Genomic DNA, 22713 nt, shown 5'->3' with positions numbered 1-22713 from the left:
CTTCCGCCCTGGGGCGAAGCTGGGCGGGTGGCGCTCACGCCAGGCCGGCGTGAGCGAGGGCGGCGCTTCAGGTCAGCAGCCAGCCGCCGGCGACGTCCACCACCTGGCCGGTGACGAAGCTCGCCTGCTCGGAGGTCAGGAACAGGCAGGTGTCCGCCACATCCTCCGGCGATCCGAGCCGACGCAGCGGCGTCGCCATGCGGGCGGCCTCATTGGCCTCGGGCGCGGTGCCGCGCATCAGCGGTGTGTCGATGCGGCCCGGCGCCAGCGCATTTACGGTGATGCCGAGCAGGCCGAGTTCGCCCGCCAAATGCTTGGTGAAGCCGATGAGCGCGGCCTTCGAGGCGGCGTAATGCACCGCCACGATGTCGCAATAGGTGCGCCCCGCCACCGAAGAGACGTTGACGATGCGCCCGCGTCCCAAGTCCCGCATGCCCGGCAGCACCACGCGGGTGCAATTGAAGGCACCCGTGAGGTTCACGTCGATGACGCGCCGCCATTCGGCGGGGTCCATGGCGAAGGCGTCCACGCGGCGCTTGTCGGCCCCGCTCTTGGGCGAGATGCCGGCATTGTTCACCAGCACGTCGATGGGTCCGAGTGCCGCCGTCGCAGTCCCGATGGCGGCGGCGACCGCGTCATAATCCGCCACATCGGCGGCGACCGCGACCGCCGTCACGCCGCGCGCCTTGGCGCTGTCGGCGGCTTCCTGGGCGAGCGCGGGATCATGGTCCAGATAGGCGACGGCCGCCCCGGCATCGGCATGGGCATCGGCCATGGCGCGGCCGATGCCGCGCCCGGAACCCGTGACCAGAACGACGCGGCCGCGATGGCTGCCGGACTGCCCGCTCACTTGCCGGTCTCCAGCATGATCTTGCCGGAATGGGCACTCGATTCCATCAGTGCATGGGCAGCCTGCGCCTGCTCCAGCGGGAAGGTCGCATGAATGACCGGCCGCACCGCGCCGCTCTCCAGCAGCGGCCACACATCGCGCCGCAGATGATCGGCGATGGCCGCCTTCAGCGGCACCGAGCGGGCACGCAGGGTGGAGCCGGTGATGGTGAGGCGCCGCAGCATGACGGGCATCAGATCAATGTCCACCCGGCTCGGCTGCAGGAACGCGATCTGCACCAGCCGGCCCTCCAGCGCGAGCGCGGAGAGATTGCGGGCGATATAGGGGCCGCCGACCATGTCGAGGATCACGTCCACGCCCTTGCCGTCGGTGAGGCGCTTCACCTCGGCGACGAAATCGGCGGAGCGATAGTCGATGGCGGCATCCGCGCCCAGCGAGAGGCAGAAGTCGCACTTCTCCGGCGAGCCGGCGGTGGCGAACACGGTGGCGCCGGCATGCTTGGCGAGCTGGATCGCGGTCGAGCCGATGCCGCTCGACCCGCCATGGACGAGGATCGTCTCGCCTTTGGCCAGCCGGCCGCGGGTGAAGATGTTGTCATAGACCGTGTAATAGTTTTCCGGCAGCCCGGCGGCTTCCAGCAGGGAAAGCGGCTTGGGCACCGGCAGGCACAGGGGCGCCTCCGCCACGCAATATTCCGCATAGCCGCCGCTGATCACCAGGGCGCAGACCTCATCGCCGATCTTCGGCGACGTGACACCTTCGCCGAGCGCAACAACGCGCCCGCCGATCTCCAGGCCGGGGATCTCGGTCGCGCCCGGGGGCGGCGGATAGCCGCCTGCGCGCTGGAGGCAATCCGGGCGGTTCACGCCCGCAGCAACCACTTCCACAAGCACCTGGCCGGGACCCGGCGCCGGCACCGGCGCGGTCTCCACGCGAATCACGTCCGGCCCGCCCGACCCCTCGAAACGGATCTGGCGCATGGTGGTGGGCAAATCTGGCATGGGCGTCTTCCTCCGGGCGGCTCTTATCGAATGGCGGCCACCACAACTCGGACATGAAGTTAGCCATTTCCCACTTGTCAGGCAACTTGGTTATCTGCAAAGTTAGCGGGAAGGTCGCTCCCGAGCGGCCGCTGATGTCGTCGGCCTACGGCGCGTTTAGGAGGAAATGATGAGGAAGATTGCGCGGGCAGCGCTGGCTGCCGCTATGGTTCTGACAGCGGCGCCGCTTGCCGGCCTCGCACCCGCCGCCGCCCAGCAGAATATCAAGTTCGGCGCCCTCTATCCGTTCTCGGGCGGCCTCGCCCTGCTTGGCGACGAAAGCTTCCGCGGCCTGGAAATCGCCGTCGAGGAGCGCAATGCCGCCGGCGGAATCAACGGCAAGACCATCACCCTCGTCAAGGGTGACGCGGTGGACCCCAACCAGGCCGTGGGCGAAGCCCGGCGCTTGACCTCGGTGGACAATGTCTCCGCCATTTTCGGCACCTATTCCTCGTCCCTGTCGCTCGCGGCGACCCAGGTGGCGGAGCTCGCGGGCGTGCCGTATTTCGAGCTCGGCGCGGTCTCGGACCCGATCACCGAGCGCGGCTTCAAGAACGTGTTCCGCACCAATGCGACCGCCAAGGACTTCTCGGTCCGCATGGTCGATTCGATCCCCGATGCCATCGCGCCGGCCCTCGGCAAGAAGCCGGAAGAGCTGAAGATCGGCATCATCTACGAGGATTCGCTCTACGGCCAGACCATGTCGGGCTATCAGAAGTCCCGTGCCGCCGAGAAGAAGCTGAACGTCGTCGAGACCCTGCCCTATTCCGCCAAGTCGGTTGACCTCACCCCGGTGATCCTGCGCCTGAAGAGCGCCGGCGTGGACGTGGTGCTCCAGACCTCCTACCAGAACGACACCGTGCTGTTCTTCCGCCAGATGAAGGACCAGGGCTTCAAGCCCAAGGCGGTGATCGGCGCCGGCGGCGGCTATTCGCTGCGCGATACGGTGGCGGCGGTCGGGCCGGAGAATATGGAAGGCGCGCTGGACGTGGATTTCACCCAGTATCGCACCAATCCCAAGGCGGCCCCGGGCATCGAGCAGTTCGTGACCAAGTACAAGGCCAAGTACGGCACGGACCCGCGCTCCGGCCACAGCCTCGCCAATTACATGGGCGCCAAGGTGTTCTTCGACGCCATCGCCGCGTCCAAGGATCTCACCGCCGACAACATCCGCGCCCAGGTGCTGAAGGTGGACCTGCCCGTCGGCAGCACCGCCACCGGCTGGGGCGCCAAATTCTCCGAACAGGGCCAGAACACCCGCGCCCTCCCCTTCCTGATGCAGTGGCAGGGTGGCGAACTCGTCACCGTGTTCCCGGAAGACGCCGCCGTCGCCAAGATGAAGGTCGGCGTCGGCACCAACTGAGCCTCCCGGCTTGCACCTTGCGGCCGCCGCCCCAAAGCGGCGGCCGTTTTTCAAGAAGACGCCGTCGGCCATCCCCCTCAGGGGCAGCCGACGCTCGCCGTGCCGTTGCCCACGGCGCTTTCCGCCCGCCCCGTCCGCCTGGAGTCCGCGCGATGGACGTTTTTATTCAGCTCCTGATCAACGGCATTCTGCTGGGCAGCATGTACGCGATCATCAGCGTTGGCCTGACCCTCATCTTCGGCATCGTCCGGGTGGTGAACTTCGCCCATGGCGAGTTCCTGATGGTCGGCATGTACGGCGCCTATCTGCTCGCCGCGAAATTCGGCCTGCATCCTTATGTGTCCGCCATTCCCATCGTGCTGCTGCTGTTCGCCTTCGGCGCCCTCGTGCAGCGCTTCATCATCCAGCCGCTGCTGTCCGCCGAAGAGCATATCCAGATCTTCGCCACGGTCGGACTGTCCACCGCGCTGATGAACCTCGCGCTGATGATCTTCGGCGCCGACCTGTATTCGGTGCCCCCCTCGGTGGTGCAGCATTCCATCAACGTCGGCGGCTTCACCCTCGTGATCGGCCAGATCGTGATGTTCGTGTGCGCCCTGGCGCTGGTTGCGGGCCTGCATCTGTTCATGCAATCCACGCCGCTCGGCCGCGCCATCCGCGCCACGGCGCAGAACCGCAATGCGGCCCTGCTGATGGGCGTGCGGGTCGACCGCATCTATGTCATCGCCTTCGGCCTCGGCGCCGCCTGCGTGGGCCTTGCCAGCGCGCTGGTGATGCCGCTCTACCCCGTGACGCCCACCATCGGCACCTATTTCGTGCTGACCGCCTTCGTGGTGGTGGTGCTCGGCGGCATGCGCTCGATGTACGGCGCCTTCTTCGGCGCCATGATCATCGGCATCGTGGATAGTCTTTCGGGATATTACATCGCGCCGGACCTCAAGGAGGTCGTCTATTTCGTGATCTTCATCCTGATCTTGATCTTCAAGCCGACCGGCCTGTTCGGCCTCGGCCGCGGGACGGAGTGATCCCATGACCGTGAAAGCCACCTCCGCCCCGGCCGCCCACCAGAAGGGCCCTGGCCTGCTCTCCGCCCTCACCAACCCGCGCGTCTATTGCGCGCTGATCGCGCTGGCGCTCATCCTCATCATTCCGCTGGCCTCCGGCTCGCCGTTCGTGGTGCACGTGTTCGTCACCATCTGCGTGTTCGCCGCGCTCTCCACCGCCTGGAACATCGTCGGCGGCTATGCCGGCCAGCTCTCGCTCGGCCACATGGTGTTCTACGGCATCGGCGGCTATACGACCGCGCTGCTGATCACCCATTTCGGCCTCACGCCCTGGCTCGGCATGCTGGTGGGCGCGGCTCTGGCGGCGATCGTCGGGCTGGCCATCGGCTATCCCTGCTTCCGCCTGCGCGGCCCGTTCTTCTCGCTCGCCACCATCGCGTTCCTGGAAGTGGTGCGGCTGCTGTCGATCCATTTCCACGAGGTCACCGGCGGCTCGGCGGGCCTGATCGTGCCGCTGAAGCTCGGCTGGACATGGATGATCTTCCGCGACAAGATCAATTATCTTTACATCGCCTTCGGCCTGCTTCTGCTGTGCATCGCGGTGTCCTATTTGATCCGCAATTCGCGCCTCGGCTTCTATCTGACGGCGGTGCGCGAGCGCGATCCGGCGGCCCTGGCGGCGGGCGTCAACAATACCGCGGTGAAGCTCCAGGCGATCGCCATCTCGGCGGCGCTGACGGCGCTCGTCGGCGCGTTCCACGCCATGTACATGACGTTCCTCGAACCGGCGACCATGTTCTCGCTGGCCACCTCCATCGAGATCGCCATGTTCTCGCTCATCGGCGGGCTCGGCACGGTGGCGGGTCCCCTGCTCGGCACGGTGCTGGTGGTGCCGCTGGCGGAACTGGCGCGCGGCTGGCTCGGCGCCTCGGCGAACGGCCTGCACGGCTTCGTCTACGGCACGGTGCTGGTGATCATCACCCTCACCTTGCCCGGCGGCCTGGTGGGCACGTTCGGCAAGCGCGTCGGCCGCTGGATCGACGCTTTGCCCGGCGGCGGCCGCGCGATCCCGGTGCGCGAGGCGCCCGCGCTCACCGCCATCACCGGCACGCCCGGCGAGCCGATCCTGATCGCGAAAAACCTGATGAAGACCTTCGGCGGCCTGATCGCCACCGACAATATCTCGCTCACCCTCAAGCGCGGCGAGATTCTCGGCATCATCGGGCCGAACGGCGCCGGCAAGACCACCTTCTTCAACCAGCTCTCCGGCTTCCTGTGGCCGAACTCCGGCACCGTCTCGATCATCGGGCCCGACGGGGTGGCCGTGACCCCCAAGAGCGCCGACGGCTTCGCCCGCATGGGCATCGGCCGCACGTTCCAGATCGTCCAGCCGTTCGGCAAGCTCACCGTGCTGGAGAACATCATGATCGGCGCCTTCCTGCGCCATCCCAAGGTGGAGGACGCGCGCGCCGCCGCCCTGCGGGTGGCGAAGGTGGTGGGGCTCGACGACGTGAAGGATGTCGAGGCCGGCACCTTGCCCATCGGCGGCCTCAAGCGCCTGGAAGTGGCGCGCACGCTCGCCACCGAGCCCAACATCCTGCTGCTGGACGAAGTGATGGCCGGCCAGAGCCAGGCCGATACCCAGCGCATGGTGCAGCTCATCCGCACCATCCGCGACCACGGCGTCACCGTGGTCGCCATCGAACACAACATGCAGGCCATCATGAGCCTGTCGGACCGGATCGCGGTGATCGATTCCGGCAAGCTGATCGCGGAGGGCCCGCCGCAAGACGTGGTGCGCGACCGCCGCGTGATCGAAGCCTATCTCGGGGAGGATTATGCCGATGCTCAAGGTCTCTGAGATTTCGGCCGGCTACGGCCGCACAATCATCCTTGAGGACGTCTCGATCCGCGTCGGGCGCGGGGAGGTGGTCACCATCATCGGCGCCAACGGCGCCGGCAAGACCACCCTGCTGCGCGCCATCTCGGGCCTCGTGAAGCCGGGGCGGGGCGAGATCACCTTCGACGGCCAGCGCATCGACAAGCTCGACCCGGCGGAGATCGTCGGACGCGGCCTCGTCATGGTGCCCGAGGCGCGCCAGCTGTTCCCGGTCATGACCGTGAAGGACAATGTGCTGATGGGCTGCTACCACCCGAAGGCCCGCGCCGGCGCCGCCCAGCGGTTCGAGGAGGTGCTGGACATCTTCCCCCGGGTGCGCGAGCGCCTTAGCCAGCTGGCCGGCTCGCTCTCCGGCGGCGAGCAGCAGATGGTGGCGATCGCCCGCGGCCTGATGGCGGCGCCGAAGCTGCTGATGCTGGACGAACCTTCGCTCGGCCTTGCCCCCATCATCGTGCAGCAGATGTTCGATGTGCTGGACCGCATCTGCAAGATGGGCACGACGGTGCTGCTGGTGGAACAGAAGGCCTTCCACGCGCTGAAGATCGCCGACCGCGCCTATGTGATCGAGAACGGCCATATCGCCATCGAGAACACCGGCCCCGGCCTGCTCGCCGATCCGCACATCAAGACCGTCTATCTCGGTATTTGAACCCTCGGAATCCTTGCCATGCTGCATAAGAACTTCATTGCCGGCGACTGGGTCGAAGGCACGCGGGTCAACCGCAACATCAACCCGTCCAACCTCGATGATCTCGTCGGCGAATACGCGCTCGCCGACGCCGCGCAGGCGCAGGCGGCCATCGATGCGGCCTTTACCGCCTTCCCGGCGTGGGCCGCCGCGAGCCCGGAACTGCGCGCCGATGCGCTCGACCGCATCGGCACCGAGATCCTCGCCCGCAAGGAGGAACTCGGCACGCTGCTGTCCCGCGAGGAAGGCAAGACCCTGGCCGAGGGCATCGGCGAAGCGACGCGCGCGGGCCGCGTGTTCAAGTTCTTTTCGGGCGAGGCGCTGCGCCTCACCGGCGACAAGCTCGCATCCGTGCGGCCGGGCGTGGAAGTGGAGATCACCCGCGAGCCGGAGGGCGTGGTCGGCCTGATCACGCCCTGGAATTTCCCCATCGCCATTCCCGCCTGGAAGATCGCGCCCGCACTCGCCTACGGAAATTGCGTGGTGTTCAAGCCGGCGGAGCTGGTGCCCGGCTCGGCCTGGGCGCTGGCGGAAATCATCGCCCGCTCCGGCCTGCCGGAAGGCGTGTTCAATCTTGTGATGGGCCCCGGCTCCCAGGTGGGCAACGCGCTGGTGAATTCGCCCAAGGTGCGCGCCATCTCCTTCACCGGCTCGGTGCCGGTGGGCCGCCGCATCGCCGGCGACCTGGTGGCGCGCGGCGCCAAGTTCCAGCTGGAAATGGGCGGCAAGAACCCGCTCGTCGTGCTCGATGACGCGGACCTGAAGACCGCCGTGGAAGCCGCGGTGAACGGCGCCTTCTATTCCACAGGCCAGCGCTGCACCGCCTCCTCGCGCCTGATCGTTGAGAGCGAGATCCACGACCGCTTCGTCGCCGCCTTGTCCGAGCGCCTCGCGGCCCTGACGGTGGACGACGCGCTGAAAGCCGGCACCGACATCGGCCCCGTGGTGAGCCAGGACCAGCTCGAGCAGGACCTGGACTATGTGGGCATCGGCAAGGCCGAGGGCGCCAAGGTGATCGGCGGCGAGCGCCTGGAGCGCGGCACGCCGGGCTATTACATGGCCCCGGCGCTGATGACCGAGACCGACAATGCCATGCGCATCAACCGCGAGGAGATCTTCGGACCGGTCGCGAGCGTGATCCGCGTGCGCGATTATGAGGAAGCCATCGCGGTGGCCAACGACACCGAGTTTGGCCTCTCCTCGGGCATCTGCACCACTTCGCTCAAGCATGCGAGCGATTTCCGCCGCCGCTCCCAGGCCGGAATGGTGATGGTGAACCTCGCCACCGCGGGCGTGGATTATCACGCCCCGTTTGGCGGCCGGAAGGGCTCGTCCTACGGTCCGCGCGAGCAGGGCGCCTATGCCCGCGAATTCTACACGGCGGTGAAGACCGCCTACACCCTGGCGGGATGACATGACTCAAATCACCGGACACACGCGCCTCTTCGGCATCCTGGCCGATCCCATCCAACAGGTGAAAACCCCCCAGGCGCTCAACGCCCTGATGCAGCGGGTCGGCTATGACGGGGTGCTGGTGCCCCTGCATGCCGGCTCCGACGACCTCGCCACCGTGGTCGCCGGCTTGCGGCTGCTGCGCAATCTCGGCGGGCTCATCGTCACCGTGCCGCACAAGACCGCCATGGTCGATCTGTGCGACGAGGTGAGCGAGAGCGCGCGCCTGATCGGCGCCGTCAACACCATTCGCCGCGAGGCAGACGGACGGCTGGTGGGCGAGATGCTGGACGGGCACGGCTTCGTCGCCGGCCTGCGCCAGAACGGCATTGAGCCGGAGGACCGCAGCGCCTATCTGGCCGGCGCCGGCGGGGCGGCGAACGCCATCGCCTTCGCTTTGGCCCAGGCGGGCATCTCGCGCCTCACCATCGCCAACCGCACGCGCGTCAAGGCGGAAGACCTCGCGGGGCGGCTCGCCGGTCCGTTCCCGGACCTTCAGGTGGACATCGGCACGCCCGACCCGTCCGGCCACGACCTGGTGGTGAACGCCACCTCGCTCGGCCTGAAGGAGGGCGACCCGCTGCCACTCGACGTCGCCTGCCTGACGCCCGACCAGACGGTGGCCGAAATCATCATGCAGCCCGTGACCACGGCGCTGCTGGCCGCGGCGCAGGCGCGCGGCTGCCGCATCCAGCCCGGCCAGCCGATGCTGGATTGCCAGCTCGAGCTGATGTCCCGCTTCGTCGGCATGCAGTCGTGAACGCGCAGCCCGCATCCGCCCCGCGCGCCGCCGGCCTGCTGGAAGGGCGCTGCGCGCTCGTCACCGGCGGCGCCTCCGGCATCGGCCTTGCCGTGAGCCGGGCGCTGCGGGCCGAGGGCGCCCGCCTGGTGCTGCTCGATCCCGACCCCCGGGCCGGGGCCGTGGCGGCGGAGCTGGGCGACAGCCTCTGCGTGTCGGGCTCCGTGACCAGCCGCGCCGACGTGGCGCGCGCCTGCGACGCGGCGGAGGAACTCGGCGGGCTCGACATCGTGCTCGCCAATGCCGGAATTTCCTCCAACCAGCCGACCCTCGACGTCACGGATGCCGACTGGCAGCGGGTGATGGACATCAACCTCACCGGCGTCTTTCTCACCGCGCAGGAAGCGGGCCGGCGGATGCTGGAACGCGGGCGCGGCGCGATCCTGCTCATGGCGTCCATGTATGGCGTCGTCGCCGCGCCGGAACGCATCGGCTACTGCGTCTCCAAGGCCGGCGTCGTCATGATGGCGAAGGCGCTGGCGGTGGAATGGGCGGCGCGCGGCGTGCGCGTGAACGCCATCGCCCCCGGCTATGTGCGCACGCCGTTCCTGGACGATCTCGCCGCGCGCGGCCGGCTCGACCTCGACCGCCTGGAAAAGCGCACCCCCATCGGCCGGCTGATCACGCCCGACGAGGTGGCGCAGGCGGCGGTGTTCCTTGCCAGCGACCACGCCGGCGCCATCACCGGGCAGGTGCTCGGCGTCGACGGCGGCTGGGCCGCCTACGGATATCTCTAGAGATTTGGACGCAGAGAACGGCCCGACCGGCCGGTCTTGAGGAGAATGACAATGCCGGACCGCATCGAGCTGCAAGCCGCGGCGCCCTGGATCGAGCTGCGCACCACCGAAGCCGACTGGCAGCAGACAGACCCCAAGCTTCTGGGCGAACTCCTCACCCAGATGAACCTCATCCGCGCCTTCGAGGAAACGGTGCTGGAACTGGCCGGCGAAGGCTTGGTGCACGGCCCGGCGCATTCCTCGGTCGGCCAGGAAGGCGGCGCCGCCGGCTCCATCGTCGGTCTGCGGCCGGGCGACCAGGTGAACGGCTCGCATCGCGGCCATCACCAGTTCCTCGCGAAAGCCCTCGCCTATATCGCCCCCGGCATCGACCCGAAGGCGGATTTCCCGGAAGGCACCGAGCCGCTGCTCTACCAGTCGCTGGCCGAGATCCTCGGGCTGGAGCCGGGCTTCGGCCACGGACGCGGAGGCTCCATGCACCTGCGCTGGGGGGAAGCCGGCGCCATCGGCACGAATGCCATCGTCGGCGGCGGCGTGCCGCTCGCGGCGGGCGCGGCCATGGCCCACAAGCTCGCCGGCACGGGCGATGTGGCCATCACCTATTTCGGCGACGGCGCGGTGAACATTGGCGCGGTGCTGGAAACCATGAATCTGGCCGCCGCCTGGAACCTGCCGCTGCTGTTCTTCATCGAGAACAACGGCTATGCGGTCGCGACGACCGTGGCCGAGGCGACGCGCGACCCGCGCCTGTCCGGTCGCGGCCCCGGCTTCGGCATTCCCTCCTGGCGGGTGGACGGCATGGACCCCCTGGCGGTCCATCTCGCGACCCAGGAGGCCCTTGCCGTCATGCGCTCGGGCCAGGGCCCGGCGGTGATCGAGGCCGAGGTCTATCGCTATTTCCACCAGAACGGCCCCTTGCCCGGCTCGGCCTTCGGCTATCGCACGAAGGAGGAGGAAGCCTCCTGGCGCGCCCGCGATCCCATCGACCGCACCGGCCGCGCGCTGGTGAAGCGGGGCGAACTGAGCCAGGGTGATCTGGAGTCGCTGCGCGAGCGCTGCAAGGCGCTGATGGGCGATGTCGCCGCCCGGCTCGTGGAGCCGGACGGTAACCGGCGGCGGATAAAGGCCGCGCTCTGGCCCGACGTCGGCTTCGTGGATACCGGCATTCGCGGCGACCTCTCCGAGCTGAAGGACAAGCGCGCGGAAGAGGCTTCAACCTTCGCCGGCCCCACCACCGAGCGCAAGTTCGTGGACGCCATCGCCGACGTGCTTCACCGCCGCTTCGACACCGACGAAAAGCTGGTGATCATGGGCGAGGACATCCATCGCCTGAAGGGCGGAACCAATGGCGCCACCCGCGGCCTTGCCGCCGCCTTTCCCGGCCGTGTATTCGGCACCCCCATCAGCGAGGGCGCATTCGCCGGCCTCGCAGGAGGGCTTGCCATGGACGGACGTTACCGGCCGATCATCGAATTCATGTATCCCGACTTCATGTGGGTCGCCGCCGACCAGGTGTTCAACCAGATCGGCAAGGCGCGCCACATGTTCGGCGCCGACGTGGACGTGCCGCTGGTGCTGCGCACCAAGATCGCCATGGGCACCGGCTACGGCTCCCAGCATTCGCTGGACCCGGCGGGCGTGTTCGCCACCTCGCCCGGCTGGCGCATCGTCGCCCCCTCGACCCCGTTCGATTATGTGGGCCTCATGAATGCGGCCCTGGCCTGCAACGACCCCGTGCTCGTCATCGAACATGTGGATCTCTACCAGACCATGGGCGCGATCCCGGCCGCGGACCTCGACTACATCATCCCGCTCGGCACGGCGCGCGTGGTGCGGGAAGGCAGCGACCTGACCATCCTCACCTATTCGGCCATGGTGGCGCGCAGCCAGGAGGCGGTCGAGCAACTCGGCGTCGATGCCGAGATCATCGACCTGCGCACCCTCGACCGGGCCTCGCTCGATTGGGACACGATCGGCGAGAGCATCCGCAAGACCAACAATGTGCTGATCGTCGAGCAGGGGTCGGTGGGCACCTCCTATGGCAGCTTCCTCGCCGATGAGATCCAGCGCCGCTACATGGACTGGCTGGACCAGCCGATCCAGCGCGTCACTGGCAAGGAAGCCTCGCCCACCATCTCCAAGGTGCTGGAGCGCGCCGCCTATGCCGGCACGCCGGAAGTGATGGACGGGCTCGCGCTTGCCATGGCCGCGCGCGGCACGCCGCTTTCCCCGACCGCATTGGCGCAGGCCGCATCATGAGCGGCGCGAACGACACCCACGCCGCGCTGCTGACGCGCCTTTCGCAGATCGTCGGCCCCGCCGGGCTCATCACCGGCGAAGCCGACATGGAACTCTACGCCATCGACTGGCGCCGGCAATTCCCCGGCAAACCCCTGTGCGTGGTCCGCCCGGCCTCCACCGCCGAGGTCTCCCAGATCGTGCGCGCCTGCGCCGAGGCGGGGGCGGCGCTCGTGCCCCAGGGCGGCAATACCGGCCTTGCGGCCGGCGCGGTGCCCGATGCCTCGGGAGCCCAGGTGGTGCTCTCCCTCACCCGCATGAACGCCATCCGTGGGCTCGACCCGATCGGCATGACGATCGAGGCGGAGGCCGGCTGCATCCTCAAGGTGGCGCAGGACGCCGCCGCAGAGGCCGGGCGCCTGCTGCCGGTGAGTCTGGCGGCGGAAGGCTCCGCCACCATCGGCGGCATCGTCTCCACCAATGCCGGCGGGGTGAACGTGCTGCGCTACGGCATGACCCGCGCGCTGGTGCTGGGCCTGGAAGTGGTGCTGGCCGACGGCACCATCGTCAACGGCATGCGGCGCCTGCGCAAGGACAATGCCGGCTACGACTGGAAGCAGATCTTCATCGGCAGCGAGGGCACGCTCGGCATCGTCACCGCTGCCATCCTGCGCCTCGTCCCGCGCCCCAAGCACACGGTGACGGCGCTGCTGAGCGTCCCCTCGCCGGCCGCCGCTCTGCACCTGCTGGAGCTGGCCCAGGACGAACTGGGCGATTCCATCTCCGCCTTCGAGCTGATCTCCGCCCAATCCTTCGATCTGGTGCGCCGCCATGCCGGGCTGACGCCGCCGATCGCCGCCGGCGACTGGTTCGTCCTCATTGAGGCGGGGGCGAGCCTTTCCGGACTGCGCGAAGCGGCGGAAGCGGCGCTCTCCGCCGCCCTGGAACAGGAAATCGCGCTCGACGGGGTGGTGGCGGAATCCGGCGCCCAGGCGGCCCAGCTCTGGGCGCTGCGCGAGCACATCTCGGAAGGCGAGGCGCGCGAGGGCAAGAGCCTGAAGCACGACGTCTCCGTGCCCACCACCGACATTCCCGCCTTTCTCCACGCCGCCGACGCGGCGCTGGCAGCTGGGGCGCCGGGGGCGCGGGCGAACGTGTTCGGCCATGTGGGCGACGGCAACCTGCACTACAACGTGCTGGTGGACGCCAGCCACGACGGCGCCGCCATCAACCGCCTCGTGCACGACGTGGTCGCCAGCTTCGGCGGGTCCATCTCGGCCGAGCACGGCATCGGCCAGTATCGGGTGGAGGAGCTGTTGCGCCGCCGCTCGGCGGAAGAGACGGCGCTGTGCGCGACCCTCAAAGCCGCCCTCGATCCGCACCAGCGGCTCAATCCCGGAAAGGTCCTGCCCGTCCGCGCGCCCTGAGCGCGGACGGGTCGGCCGCCAAGAAGAGACCCCGAAGGGGATGGCATGGAAACGTTCGACTACATCATCGTCGGAGGCGGCACCGCCGGGTGCATCCTCGCCGCGCGCCTCTCGGAAGATCCCAAGCGCAGCGTGCTGCTGCTTGAGGCGGGAGGGCCGGACAACGGCTTCTGGATTCCCATCCCCGCCGGCTTCTCCAAGCTCCTGAGCGGCGCCGCGTTCAACTGGCGCTTCACCACCGAGAAGGAAGAGAACACCGGAAACCGCGAGATCGTGGTGCCGCGCGGCAAGGGCCTCGGCGGCTCCACGCTGATCAACGGCATGATCTTCGTGCGCGGCCAGCCGCAGGATTACGACGGCTGGGCCCAGCGCGGCGCCACCGGCTGGAGCGCGGCCGACGTGCTGCCCTATTTCCAGAAGATGGAGACCTTCGTCGCGCCGGGCGCCGACCCCTCGCGCGGCACCTCGGGGCCGCTCAACATCGTGCGGGTGGCCGAGCGGCCGGTGCTTTCGGAAGCCTTCATCGCGGCCGCCGAGGAAGCCGGCTATTCCCGCAACCCGGACTATAACGGCCCCGACCAGGAAGGCTTCGGCTATTATCAGGTCAACCAGAAGGACGGCCGCCGCTGGACCGTGGTGGACGCCTATCTGCGCCCCGCGCTCGGCCGGCCGAACCTGAAGGTGGTCACCCACGCCCATGCGCTGAAGCTGGATTTCGAGGGCCGCCGGGCCACCGGCGTGCGCTATCGGCACGCAGGACAGGACGTGGTGGCGCGGGCACGCGGCGAAATCCTCCTCACCGCCGGCGCGGTGCAATCGCCGCAATTGCTGGAGCTTTCCGGCATCGGCCATCCCGACACGCTCAAAGCCGCCGGCCTGCCCGTGTTCCATGCGCTGAGCGGAGTCGGCAATAATTATCGCGACCATTTCGCCACCCGCATGAACTGGCGGGTGAAGCTGCCCATTACCCTCAACGAGCAGACGCGCGGCCTGAAGCTCGCCCGCGCGGTGGCGCAATATTTCCTCACCCGCAAGGGCATCCTCACCCTCGGCACCGGGCTTGCCCATGGCTTCGTGAAGACCCGGCCGGAGCTAGAGACGCCCGACATCCAGTATTTCTTCATGCACGCGAGCTATGCCAACGCCGCCGACCGGGCGCTGGACCATCTGCCGGGCATGACCATCGGCGTCACCCAATTGCGCCCGCAATCCATCGGCTCGATCCACGTGAAGTCGGCGGACCCGTTCGCCCAGCCCTCCATCCGCCCGAACTTCCTGGCGGTGCAGGAGGATTGCGACAGCCTGGTGGGCGGCATGAAGATCGCCCGCGCCATCGTCGCGCAGGCGGCCATGGACCCCTATCGCGCCTATGAGATGAACCCCGGCCCGGACGTGCAGAGCGACGCGCAATGGCTCAATTTCGCCCGCACCACGGGACAGACCATCTATCACCCCATCGGCACCTGCGCGATGGGCACCGGCCCCGCCGCCGTGGTGGATCCGCGCCTGAAGGTGCACGGGCTCGACGGCCTGCGGGTGGTGGATGCCTCGATCATGCCCACCATCGTCTCGGCCAATACCCAGGCGGCGGTGATGATGATCGCGGAAAAGGCCGCCGATCTGATCAAGGCCGACGCGAAGGGGTGAGCCCCGGCACGGATTGAGCCGGGGCCGCGACATCCGCTAGGGTGGGCCAATTCCTTCCCGGTGCGGCATGGATACGATCTGGCTCGAAGACTTCCTGGCGCTGCTGGACGAAGGCGGCTTTTCCCGGGCCGCGCAGAAGCGCGCGGTCAGCCAGTCGGCCTTCAGCCGGCGCATCCGCGCGCTGGAGGATTGGGTCGGCGTGCCGCTCATCGAGCGCACCACCCATTCGGTGCGCCCGACGGCGGCGGGCGAACGCCTGCGCCCGGTTGCGGAAGAGGCGCTGCGGCGCCTTCACCAGGGCCGGCACGAGGCGCTCGCCGCCGCCCAGGCAAGCGGCGCCACCATCCGCTTCGCCGCGACCCATGTGCTCTCGCTCACCTTTTTCCCGCCCTGGCTGCGCGATCTGGAAGCACGGCTCTCTTCCCCCGCCACGTTCGAACTCGCCGCCGACCATATGGACGCCTGCGAGACCCTGATGGTGGAAGGCAAGGCCCATCTGCTCTTGTGCCACCACCACCCGGCGGCACGCACGCGGCTGGAGGCGCCGGCGTTTCTCTCCACGACCATCGGCGAAGACCGGCTGGTGCCGGTGGGCACGCCGGCGCGCGTGCGGGTGGGCGGGCCTTATCTCGCCTATGCTCCCACCTCCGGCATGGGGCGCATCCTCGCCGCCTCCGGCCACGCGCGCGAAGCCGGCGGGGAACCCGCCTTCACCTCCCACCTGGCGGGCGTGCTCGCGACGCTGGCGCGGGACGGACGCGGCATCGCCTGGGTTCCGCTCAGCCTCGTCGCCGACGATCTGGACGCGGAGCGCCTCACCCGCGCCGGCAGTGCCGAGGATCAGGTGGCCATGGACATCCGCCTGTTCCGCCCCCGCGCGCGCCAGAATGCGGCGGTCGAAGCCTTATGGGCGGCGGTCACGGAACGGCCGCCGCAGGAGTCGCCGGCTGTTTCGCCTCGATTAGAAACTGCCATTGCGGCGGGAACGTTACCAAGACGTCCTGCCGCCCGATGAGATGCGCGTAGCCGCGCCAGTTGCTGGCGAAATCGGCCGGCTCGCGGGGCAGAATAGGGATCTGCGCAGCTAGGAACAGCATGCGCAACAGGAGGATCACGGCGACGGCCTTCACCCAACGATTTACATCGTCGAATATCAGCGACGCAAAGCTGAAAGCCGTAAGCACTGCCGGTATATAAAAGTACCGATCCCCATTCAGAGAGACGAACGCGTCCTTTGTATTTAAGAATTTAATTAAGACAGATGCAAATGTAGCAAATATCATAAAAATTAATCCCGTCCTAAGCCCCTTCTGACGGCCATAAAATAATCCCCATATGATGAGACCGAAAAAAACAAAACTCCAAACGCCAATCTGACGAGAAATCGGCTCAACCCAGCGTAGTAAAATCTGCACCGATGTTCTGATAATATGAGTCTCGCCATGAGGAGAGACAATTACGTTCTGAGTTGCGATGAAATAAAGTTGAACCAAGGCTCCACACAAGGCGATCAAAACCAAAATCGCGCCGAACCCGTCGCGGGTGCGAAACGCGTGAGCGGCGCGGCAAGCCCAGAGCGGCGCCGACACGAGCATGAAGGGACCGGTCAGCGCTGTCGCAAGCACAAAGGCGAGTTGGTTGCCCCTGACGAACCGGGACGACGGGACGGGTCCGAGCGCCAGCATCGGCAAGGCGCACGCCATGACCCATTGCAGATTGGTCGGGGTCGCCCACACCTCTCCGGAATGGGGCATCAACGCCAGAAGCATTCCGAAGACGACCCCCTGCGCCCGCGCGCCCGACGACACGGAAAGGACGGCCGCCGTCCATGCCGACATCAGAAGGCTGGCGTAAACATAAAAGGCCGGATGGACCTTATAGGGGAAAAGTTCCGCCAGGGCGGCAATCAACCGCGGAATGAAATTGAGATAGCCGGAATATGGAGTGAGTAAAGGGTCGAAAAACGAATTCCGATAAGCAGAAAACCAGAAAATCGGCAAATCCTCGGCCCAGAAACTGGGATGAACCAAATATATATTGACCCTGAACACCATAATTACGAAAAAAAGAAACGCTGTCCCAAAAAACACGGAAACATCGCCCACGTCGACACGCTGCACCGACCGCATCATCGCTGCCTGCCCCAGATATAGTCGCATCGTCGCCCGCCTTCCACGCAAGGCAGATATCATAAGGGCCGACGCGGCAAAATCGCTCCCGCGCGGCCCGGCCCGAGGGCGGCGCGTTGAACTTGCGCGCGCACGGGCGCAGAACGGGACATCGCCGCGCAAGGATCATTCATGCTCCCATCCGATATCGAGGACCGCAAAGCCCGCGCCCGTGCCTGGTTCGAGGACTTGCAGGGCCGCATCATCGCCGCCTTCGAGACGCTGGAGGACGAGGCCCCCGCCGCCCTCTATGCCGGATCGGCCGCGCGCTTCGAGCGTGCGCCATGGGATCGCACCGACCATAGCGGCGCGCCGGGCGGCGGCGGAACCATGGCGATGATGCGCGGCCGCCTGTTCGAGAAGGTCGGCGTGCACACCTCCACCGTGTTCGGCGAATTCGCCCCCGAATTCCGCGCCCAGATCCCCGGCGCGGCGGAGGATCCGCGCTTCTGGGCCTCGGGCATCTCGCTGATCGCGCACATGAGGAATCCCCATGTGCCGGCCGTGCACATGAACACGCGCTTCGTCGTCACCACCAAGAGCTGGTTCGGCGGCGGCGCGGACCTCACGCCAGTGCTGGACCGCCGCCGTACCCAGGACGATCCCGATACGCTCGCCTTCCATGCGGCGATGGAAGCCGCGTGCGCGCCGCATGCGGTCGCGGACTACGCCCGGCTGAAGGCGTGGTGCGAGGAATATTTCTTCCTCAAGCACCGCAATGAGCCGCGCGGCATCGGCGGCATCTTCTACGATTGGCTGGACAGCAGCGATTTTAACGCCGACTTCGCCTTTACCCAGGATGTGGGCCGCGCCTTCCTGGACATCTATCCGCGCCTTGTGCGGGCCAATTTCGATAAGCCCTGGACCAAGGACGACCGGGAGGAACAGCTGGTCCGGCGCGGGCGCTATGTGGAATTCAACCTGCTGTATGATCGCGGCACCATCTTCGGCCTCAAGACGGGCGGCAATGTCGCCTCCATCCTCTCCTCCATGCCGCCGGAGGTAAAATGGCCCTAAAATGCGCTTTGCGCCGCTTCGCCCCGGCTGTGTGATGGCACTGTCATAGAAGGCGTTTAGGCGGGAAGCATCTGTTGAGGAGATGCTGCAATGGCCTTCGCGCCCGGTGAAATCGTTCAACTCAAGTCCGGCAGCCCGGCCTTGACCGTCATCGCCGTGGAAGGCGAGACCGTCGAAGTGTTGTGGTTCGCCGAGGAAGTGGTCGAATTCCGGACCCAGAAGCTTCCCGCCGTCGCCCTCGACGCGCTGGAGATTGAGGAATTCGACCTCGACGAAGACGAAGAAGAAGACGAGGAAGACTGATCTTCGCCTCGCGCTCTTCGCCCGGCAGGTCGGCTCGCGCCGGTTTAGATCGTCTGCACGCTCAACATGAAGGCCCTTCCCCGGAAGGGCCTTTGCCGTTTCAGGGCTGCGCCAGCGCCGCAAGCGCGCGCAGGCGCCCCGCGTCGGTTGGAAAATCCGCGGCGATCCAGGCTTCTTCCATGCGCGCCAGCGCTGCGCCGAGCGCCGGGCCGGGCGTGAAGCCCTTCGCGATGAGATCGGCGGCGGAGAACGGCGCGGCCGGCACCGCCCAGGCGCGGGCCAGATCCAGCAGCGCCGCCACCGCCTCGACCCCGCCGGCGCCGCGCGCCGCACCCACCAGAAGCCGATCCTCGAACGCCGCGCGTCCGTGCCGGTAGATCGCCGCGCGGGCCTGCCGCGCATCCATTGCCGCGCCCGACGCCCCCGCCATGCCCTGGAGCCGTTGGAACGCCGCGTTGGACAGGCGCAGCCGCGCGCGCAGCCGCGCTGCATCTTCCAGGATGCGCACGGCGAGAACCCCGAGCCGGCGCACGGCGTCGGGCGGCAGGCCAAGGTCCGCGTCCAATGCCGCGAGGCGCTCGAAGGAAGTAAGATCCGGCACGCCGCCCAGGATCGTCGGCAGGAACCCGGTTTCGCCCATCAGCCGCACGGTCGGCGCGGCGCCTTGGACGACCAGAAGCTTGAGCAATTCGCTTCCCACCCGCTCGCGCGACAGGCGCAGGATGCCGGCCCGCAGGCGGATGGCGGCGGTGAGTGCCGCCGCATCCATGGGCCCGCGGCCATAAGCGGCGTGGAAACGGAACAGGCGCATGATGCGCAGATGGTCTTCGCGAATGCGCGTCTCCGCATCCCCGATGAATCGCACCCGGCCCGCCCGCAGATCGGCGAGCCCGTCCACCAGATCGATCACCCGCCCCTGCGCGTCGGCATAAAGCGCGTTCATGGTGAAGTCGCGCCGCGCGGCGTCGGCCCGCCAGTCGCGGCCGAACCGCACCAGCGCGTGGCGCCCGTCGGTCTCGATGTCCTCGCGCAAGGTGGTCACCTCGAACGGCGTGCCGTCGGCAACCACGGTCACCGTGCCGTGGGAAAGGCCGGTGGGCACCGCCTTCAGCCCGGCGGCGCGCGCGCGCCGCATGGTCTCCTCCGGCACGCCGGTGGTGGCGAGATCCACTTCGCTCACCGGCCGCCCCAGCAGCGCGTTGCGCACCGCCCCGCCGACGATCCGCGTCTCTTCGCCTGCCCCGTCCAGCGCGCCGAGCACCCGGCGCAGCGGGGCGGCCGTGAACCAGGGCGCATCGGCGAGCGAAGGCGCGTTCATTCGAAGCGGCCCGGAACCAGCACCCCATCCTTCACTTCGGCGGGAATATAGCGGGTGCCCGGGGGCGCGCCGCGCCCGTGCTCGAACGCGAGCAGGCCGAGCGCCATCAGCGCGATGGCGATGACCGACAGCACGCCCATCATGCGCGGCGACCATTCCGCCGGCAGAATGGAGCCGCGCGTCACCAGCAGCAGCAGGGCATAGAGAACGAACGGCGTGAGGAACAGGCCGCCTTCGATGAGCAGGGAACGCAGCATCAGCCATAGACCCGGTCGTAGAGATTGCGCAGGATTCCCGCCGTGGCGCCCCAGATGAAGCGCTCGCGATAGGGCATGGCATAGAAATGGCGCAGCACGCCATTGCGCTCGCCGGATTGCCGCAGGTGGTTGGCCGGCGTCATCAGGAAGGCGAGCGGCACCTCGAACGCCTCCTGCACCTCGCCGGGGTTCAGCGTCATGCCATAAGCGGGATCGAGCCGCGCCACCACGGGTGCGATCCAGAAGCCGGTGCTGGAGAGATAGCCGTCGAGAAAGCCCAGCGGCTCGATGAAGCGGGCGGCAATGCCCACCTCCTCGTTCGCCTCGCGTAGCGCGGCCGCCACCTCGTCCTTGTCCTCCGGGTCCACGCGGCCGCCGGGAAAGGCGATCTGCCCGGCATGGTGGGACAGGTGCGGCGAGCGCAGGGTCAGCAGCACCGTGGGCTCGGCGCGGGCCACGATCGGCACCAGAACGGCGGCATGGCGCGGCGCGCGCTGCGGCAGCACGGCGGCCGGATCGGAGGCAAGCGCATGGTCCCCATTGAGGCCGGCCGCGCTTTCGGCCGAAAAGGGCGGCGGCGGCGCCGCCCGCAGCCGGGTCCGCGCCCGGGCGGCGAAATCGTCGAACGTATCCATGCGCGTCTTCAGCAACTCCGTCATGTCGAGGCCCGGTCCAGCGCGTCCGCCGCCATCATGGGATAGAAACAGCCGCCGGAGGCGATGCCGAACATGGGCACGCCCTCGACCTCCCGCACCTCGCCGTGCTCCACCAGATCCACGAACGCGGCGCGGGTGAGGCGCGCTTCGAGCCCGCGCCGTACATGGAGGTAGGGACGCACTTCGCCAATCCCCTCGCCGGGGGCAAAGCGCAAATCATGCCCCGGGCCGCAGCGCACGAGGTCGTCCAGATTGGTGCGGAACACGAGAACCTTCCCGTCTTCCGTCCGTTCTTCCGCGAAATCCACCGCCAGGAACGGGGCATCCTCCACCGTCAGGCCGACCTTTTCCGCCGGCGTCTTCAGCACGAAGCGCCCGTCCTCCCGCGTCAGCACGGAGGCGAACAGCCGCACCAGGGCCGGCCGGCCGATCGGGGTACCGGCATAGAACCAGGTGCCGTCGGCGGCGATGCGCATGTCGATCTCGCCGCAATCGGGCGGATTCCAAAGCTCAACCGGGGCCGGCCCCCGCCCGCCGGCAGCGGACGCCGCCGCCATCAGAGCGTCGAGCCGCCCCGACTCGCCGGGCGCGGAGGCGATCTCCGCCGGCGCTTGGGATGGCATTTGGGGCGGTGCATCGCGGCTGTCTGTCATGGGCTCCTCGCGATGAGTTGAGCATGCGAATATGTGCGTATGCGAAGCTGTGGTTCGACGCGGCGCGAACATATCGTAAGCTGGTCGTTCCGGCCTCCGCGAACTTTAGCGTGGGAAAGGTGGATTTGCGGGCCTCGTCTTGCCGTCTTTGGGCGGGAAGATGCCCCGCCAAAGGAGAAGCGTGGATGTCGGCAGCTAGCGAGACGTTCGATCTGGACCAGATGATCATCCGCAATGCGGAGGCCGCGGCGGCCAGCGTGCGCACCGCGCGCGCCGCCATCGCCTCGGTGATCTTCGGTCAGGAAGCCGTGATCGACCATGCGCTTATCACCATCCTCGCCGGCGGACACGGGCTTCTTGTGGGCGTGCCGGGCCTCGCCAAGACCAAGCTTGTGGAAACCATGGGCACCGTGCTCGGCCTCGATGCGCGCCGCGTCCAGTTCACGCCGGACCTGATGCCCTCCGACATCCTCGGCGCCGAGGTTCTGGAGGAAAGCGCCGGCGGCAAGCGTGCGTTCCGCTTCATCCGCGGGCCGATCTTCGCCCAGCTCCTCATGGCCGACGAAATCAACCGCGCCAGCCCGCGCACCCAATCCGCCTTGCTGCAGGCGATGCAGGAATATCATGTCACCGTCGCCGGCGAGCGGCACGACCTGCCCAAGCCCTTCCATGTGCTGGCCACCCAGAATCCGCTGGAGCAGGAAGGCACCTATCCCTTGCCGGAAGCCCAGCTCGACCGCTTCCTGATGGAAATCGACGTGGATTATCCCGACCGCGATGCGGAACGCCGCATCCTGTTCGACACCACTGGCGCGGAAGAAACCAAGCCGCGCGCCGCCATGAGCGTGGAAGACCTGCTCACCGCCCAGCGCCTCGTGCGCCGTCTGCCGGTGGGCGATTCGGTGGTGGAAGCCATCCTCACCCTGGTGCGCTCGGCCCGTCCCAATGCGGAAGGCCCGGAGCAGAAGCTGATCGCCTGGGGCCCCGGCCCGCGCGCCTCGCAGGCGCTGATGCTGGCGGTGCGTGCCCGCGCGCTGCTGGATGGGCGCTATGCCCCCTCGGTGGACGACGTGATCGCGCTCGCCGAACCGGTGCTGAAGCACCGCATGGCGCTGACCTTCTCCGCCCGGGCGGAAGGCGAAACCGTGCCGCGCATCGTGCGCCGGCTCGCCGGCCGGCTCGGCTGAGGCGCGGCG

Annotated in this window: 21 protein-coding genes; 14 read left to right on the top strand and 7 right to left on the bottom strand. The window is 67.9% G+C overall.

Annotated elements, in window-relative coordinates:
- Positions 1-67: 67 nt before the first annotated feature.
- On the bottom strand, positions 68-775 hold the full coding sequence (locus V5F84_RS06940; protein ID WP_509277200.1) for a 3-oxoacyl-ACP reductase FabG: 708 nt from the start codon (positions 773-775) through the stop codon (positions 68-70).
- A gap of 71 nt (positions 776-846) precedes the next feature.
- Positions 847-1851 carry an NAD(P)H-quinone oxidoreductase gene (locus V5F84_RS06935; RefSeq protein ID WP_394042151.1) on the bottom strand — a complete coding sequence of 335 codons (1005 nt, stop codon included), beginning with the start codon at positions 1849-1851 and terminating at the stop codon, positions 847-849.
- 169 nt (positions 1852-2020) lie between these two features.
- Between V5F84_RS06935 and V5F84_RS06930 the strand changes: the two genes are divergently transcribed.
- The 11 genes from V5F84_RS06930 (at position 2021) to V5F84_RS06880 (ending at position 16160) form a co-directional block, all read left to right on the top strand.
- The gene (locus V5F84_RS06930) at positions 2021-3253 is read left to right on the top strand and encodes an ABC transporter substrate-binding protein (protein ID WP_394042152.1); all 1233 of its coding nucleotides are present in this window, start codon (positions 2021-2023) and stop codon (positions 3251-3253) included.
- 152 nt (positions 3254-3405) lie between these two features.
- Complete coding sequence (locus V5F84_RS06925; RefSeq protein ID WP_394042153.1) at positions 3406-4278, top strand: branched-chain amino acid ABC transporter permease; 873 nt, start codon at positions 3406-3408, stop codon at positions 4276-4278.
- A gap of 4 nt (positions 4279-4282) precedes the next feature.
- On the top strand, positions 4283-6118 hold the full coding sequence (locus tag V5F84_RS06920; protein ID WP_394042154.1) for a branched-chain amino acid ABC transporter ATP-binding protein/permease: 1836 nt from the start codon (positions 4283-4285) through the stop codon (positions 6116-6118).
- Positions 6102-6806, top strand: a complete 705-nt coding sequence (locus tag V5F84_RS06915; protein WP_394042155.1) for an ABC transporter ATP-binding protein — start codon at positions 6102-6104, stop codon at positions 6804-6806. Before V5F84_RS06920 ends, V5F84_RS06915 begins: the two co-directional genes overlap by 17 nt.
- Before the next feature lie 18 nt (positions 6807-6824).
- Positions 6825-8258 carry an aldehyde dehydrogenase family protein gene (locus V5F84_RS06910; protein WP_394042156.1) on the top strand — a complete coding sequence of 478 codons (1434 nt, stop codon included), beginning with the start codon at positions 6825-6827 and terminating at the stop codon, positions 8256-8258.
- Position 8259: 1 nt separating this feature from the next.
- Positions 8260-9057, top strand: a complete 798-nt coding sequence (locus V5F84_RS06905; protein WP_394042157.1) for a shikimate dehydrogenase family protein — start codon at positions 8260-8262, stop codon at positions 9055-9057.
- Positions 9054-9833 carry an SDR family NAD(P)-dependent oxidoreductase gene (locus V5F84_RS06900; protein ID WP_394042158.1) on the top strand — a complete coding sequence of 260 codons (780 nt, stop codon included), beginning with the start codon at positions 9054-9056 and terminating at the stop codon, positions 9831-9833. The genes V5F84_RS06905 and V5F84_RS06900 overlap by 4 nt, the downstream gene beginning before the upstream one ends.
- A 51-nt stretch (positions 9834-9884) precedes the next feature.
- The gene (locus V5F84_RS06895) at positions 9885-12092 is read left to right on the top strand and encodes an alpha-ketoacid dehydrogenase subunit alpha/beta (protein WP_394042159.1); all 2208 of its coding nucleotides are present in this window, start codon (positions 9885-9887) and stop codon (positions 12090-12092) included.
- A complete protein-coding gene (locus V5F84_RS06890; protein ID WP_394042160.1) occupies positions 12089-13498 on the top strand; it encodes an FAD-binding oxidoreductase in 1410 nt (469 codons plus the stop codon). Before V5F84_RS06895 ends, V5F84_RS06890 begins: the two co-directional genes overlap by 4 nt.
- Before the next feature lie 45 nt (positions 13499-13543).
- A complete protein-coding gene (locus V5F84_RS06885) occupies positions 13544-15145 on the top strand; it encodes a GMC family oxidoreductase (RefSeq protein ID WP_394042161.1) in 1602 nt (533 codons plus the stop codon).
- Between the two features lie 67 nt (positions 15146-15212).
- Complete coding sequence (locus V5F84_RS06880; protein ID WP_394042163.1) at positions 15213-16160, top strand: LysR family transcriptional regulator; 948 nt, start codon at positions 15213-15215, stop codon at positions 16158-16160.
- Here V5F84_RS06880 and V5F84_RS06875 read toward each other — a convergent pair.
- Complete coding sequence (locus V5F84_RS06875; protein ID WP_394042164.1) at positions 16063-17304, bottom strand: hypothetical protein; 1242 nt, start codon at positions 17302-17304, stop codon at positions 16063-16065. The two genes, V5F84_RS06880 and V5F84_RS06875, sit on opposite strands and share 98 nt — an antisense overlap.
- A 141-nt stretch (positions 17305-17445) precedes the next feature.
- Between V5F84_RS06875 and hemF the strand changes: the two genes are divergently transcribed.
- Together hemF and V5F84_RS06865 are read left to right on the top strand one after the other, a co-directional pair.
- Positions 17446-18330, top strand: coding sequence for an oxygen-dependent coproporphyrinogen oxidase (gene hemF / locus V5F84_RS06870; RefSeq protein WP_394042165.1), 885 nt, complete (start codon positions 17446-17448; stop codon positions 18328-18330).
- A 90-nt stretch (positions 18331-18420) separates the two neighbouring features.
- Positions 18421-18633 carry a DUF2158 domain-containing protein gene (locus V5F84_RS06865; RefSeq protein WP_394042166.1) on the top strand — a complete coding sequence of 71 codons (213 nt, stop codon included), beginning with the start codon at positions 18421-18423 and terminating at the stop codon, positions 18631-18633.
- 100 nt (positions 18634-18733) lie between these two features.
- On the opposite strand, the gene V5F84_RS06860 is transcribed toward V5F84_RS06865, so the two are convergent.
- Genes V5F84_RS06860 through V5F84_RS06845 form a run of 4 tightly spaced genes read right to left on the bottom strand, consistent with a single transcriptional unit; the run spans position 18734 to position 21487 of the window.
- On the bottom strand, positions 18734-19951 hold the full coding sequence (locus V5F84_RS06860) for a CCA tRNA nucleotidyltransferase (protein ID WP_394042167.1): 1218 nt from the start codon (positions 19949-19951) through the stop codon (positions 18734-18736).
- Positions 19948-20208 (bottom strand): DUF6111 family protein, encoded by a 261-nt coding sequence (locus V5F84_RS06855; protein WP_394042168.1) that lies wholly within the window; start codon positions 20206-20208, stop codon positions 19948-19950. Before V5F84_RS06855 ends, V5F84_RS06860 begins: the two co-directional genes overlap by 4 nt.
- Positions 20208-20867, bottom strand: a complete 660-nt coding sequence (locus V5F84_RS06850) for a CoA pyrophosphatase (protein WP_394042170.1) — start codon at positions 20865-20867, stop codon at positions 20208-20210. The genes V5F84_RS06855 and V5F84_RS06850 overlap by 1 nt, the downstream gene beginning before the upstream one ends.
- Positions 20864-21487: a DUF1285 domain-containing protein gene (locus tag V5F84_RS06845; protein WP_394042171.1), complete on the bottom strand. Its 624-nt coding sequence runs from the start codon at positions 21485-21487 to the stop codon at positions 20864-20866. Before V5F84_RS06845 ends, V5F84_RS06850 begins: the two co-directional genes overlap by 4 nt.
- Before the next feature lie 215 nt (positions 21488-21702).
- Here V5F84_RS06845 and V5F84_RS06840 point away from each other — a divergent pair, with 215 nt between their 5' ends.
- Entirely contained in the window at positions 21703-22704 is a 1002-nt protein-coding gene (locus tag V5F84_RS06840) for an AAA family ATPase (protein WP_394042172.1), read from the top strand.
- The last annotated feature ends 9 nt before the right edge of the window (positions 22705-22713 follow it).

The sequence above is a fragment of the Roseixanthobacter liquoris genome, from assembly GCF_043195135.2.
In the GTDB taxonomy this organism is placed as follows: Bacteria; Pseudomonadota; Alphaproteobacteria; order Rhizobiales; family Xanthobacteraceae; genus NCEH01.
This window is presented reverse-complemented; position numbering and strand designations above follow the sequence as displayed.

Excerpts from the sequence above, each read along its gene's own strand:
- V5F84_RS06910 (WP_394042156.1), top strand. The coding sequence starts at position 6,825 with ATGCTGCATAAGAACTTCATTGCCGGCGACTGGGTCGAAGGCACGCGG.
- V5F84_RS06920 (WP_394042154.1), top strand. The coding sequence starts at position 4,283 with ATGACCGTGAAAGCCACCTCCGCCCCGGCCGCCCACCAGAAGGGCCCT.
- V5F84_RS06890 (WP_394042160.1), top strand. The coding sequence starts at position 12,089 with ATGAGCGGCGCGAACGACACCCACGCCGCGCTGCTGACGCGCCTTTCG.
- V5F84_RS06840 (WP_394042172.1), top strand. The coding sequence starts at position 21,703 with ATGTCGGCAGCTAGCGAGACGTTCGATCTGGACCAGATGATCATCCGC.
- V5F84_RS06935 (WP_394042151.1), bottom strand. The coding sequence starts at position 1,851 with ATGCCAGATTTGCCCACCACCATGCGCCAGATCCGTTTCGAGGGGTCG.
- V5F84_RS06855 (WP_394042168.1), bottom strand. The coding sequence starts at position 20,208 with ATGCTGCGTTCCCTGCTCATCGAAGGCGGCCTGTTCCTCACGCCGTTC.
- V5F84_RS06940 (WP_509277200.1), bottom strand. The coding sequence starts at position 775 with ATGGCCGATGCCCATGCCGATGCCGGGGCGGCCGTCGCCTATCTGGAC.
- hemF (WP_394042165.1), top strand. The coding sequence starts at position 17,446 with ATGCTCCCATCCGATATCGAGGACCGCAAAGCCCGCGCCCGTGCCTGG.
- V5F84_RS06915 (WP_394042155.1), top strand. The coding sequence starts at position 6,102 with ATGCTCAAGGTCTCTGAGATTTCGGCCGGCTACGGCCGCACAATCATC.
- V5F84_RS06865 (WP_394042166.1), top strand. The coding sequence starts at position 18,421 with ATGGCCTTCGCGCCCGGTGAAATCGTTCAACTCAAGTCCGGCAGCCCG.
- V5F84_RS06880 (WP_394042163.1), top strand. The coding sequence starts at position 15,213 with ATGGATACGATCTGGCTCGAAGACTTCCTGGCGCTGCTGGACGAAGGC.
- V5F84_RS06905 (WP_394042157.1), top strand. The coding sequence starts at position 8,260 with ATGACTCAAATCACCGGACACACGCGCCTCTTCGGCATCCTGGCCGAT.
- V5F84_RS06875 (WP_394042164.1), bottom strand. The coding sequence starts at position 17,304 with ATGCGACTATATCTGGGGCAGGCAGCGATGATGCGGTCGGTGCAGCGT.
- V5F84_RS06845 (WP_394042171.1), bottom strand. The coding sequence starts at position 21,487 with ATGCCATCCCAAGCGCCGGCGGAGATCGCCTCCGCGCCCGGCGAGTCG.
- V5F84_RS06850 (WP_394042170.1), bottom strand. The coding sequence starts at position 20,867 with ATGACGGAGTTGCTGAAGACGCGCATGGATACGTTCGACGATTTCGCC.
- V5F84_RS06860 (WP_394042167.1), bottom strand. The coding sequence starts at position 19,951 with ATGAACGCGCCTTCGCTCGCCGATGCGCCCTGGTTCACGGCCGCCCCG.
- V5F84_RS06930 (WP_394042152.1), top strand. The coding sequence starts at position 2,021 with ATGAGGAAGATTGCGCGGGCAGCGCTGGCTGCCGCTATGGTTCTGACA.
- V5F84_RS06925 (WP_394042153.1), top strand. The coding sequence starts at position 3,406 with ATGGACGTTTTTATTCAGCTCCTGATCAACGGCATTCTGCTGGGCAGC.
- V5F84_RS06895 (WP_394042159.1), top strand. The coding sequence starts at position 9,885 with ATGCCGGACCGCATCGAGCTGCAAGCCGCGGCGCCCTGGATCGAGCTG.
- V5F84_RS06885 (WP_394042161.1), top strand. The coding sequence starts at position 13,544 with ATGGAAACGTTCGACTACATCATCGTCGGAGGCGGCACCGCCGGGTGC.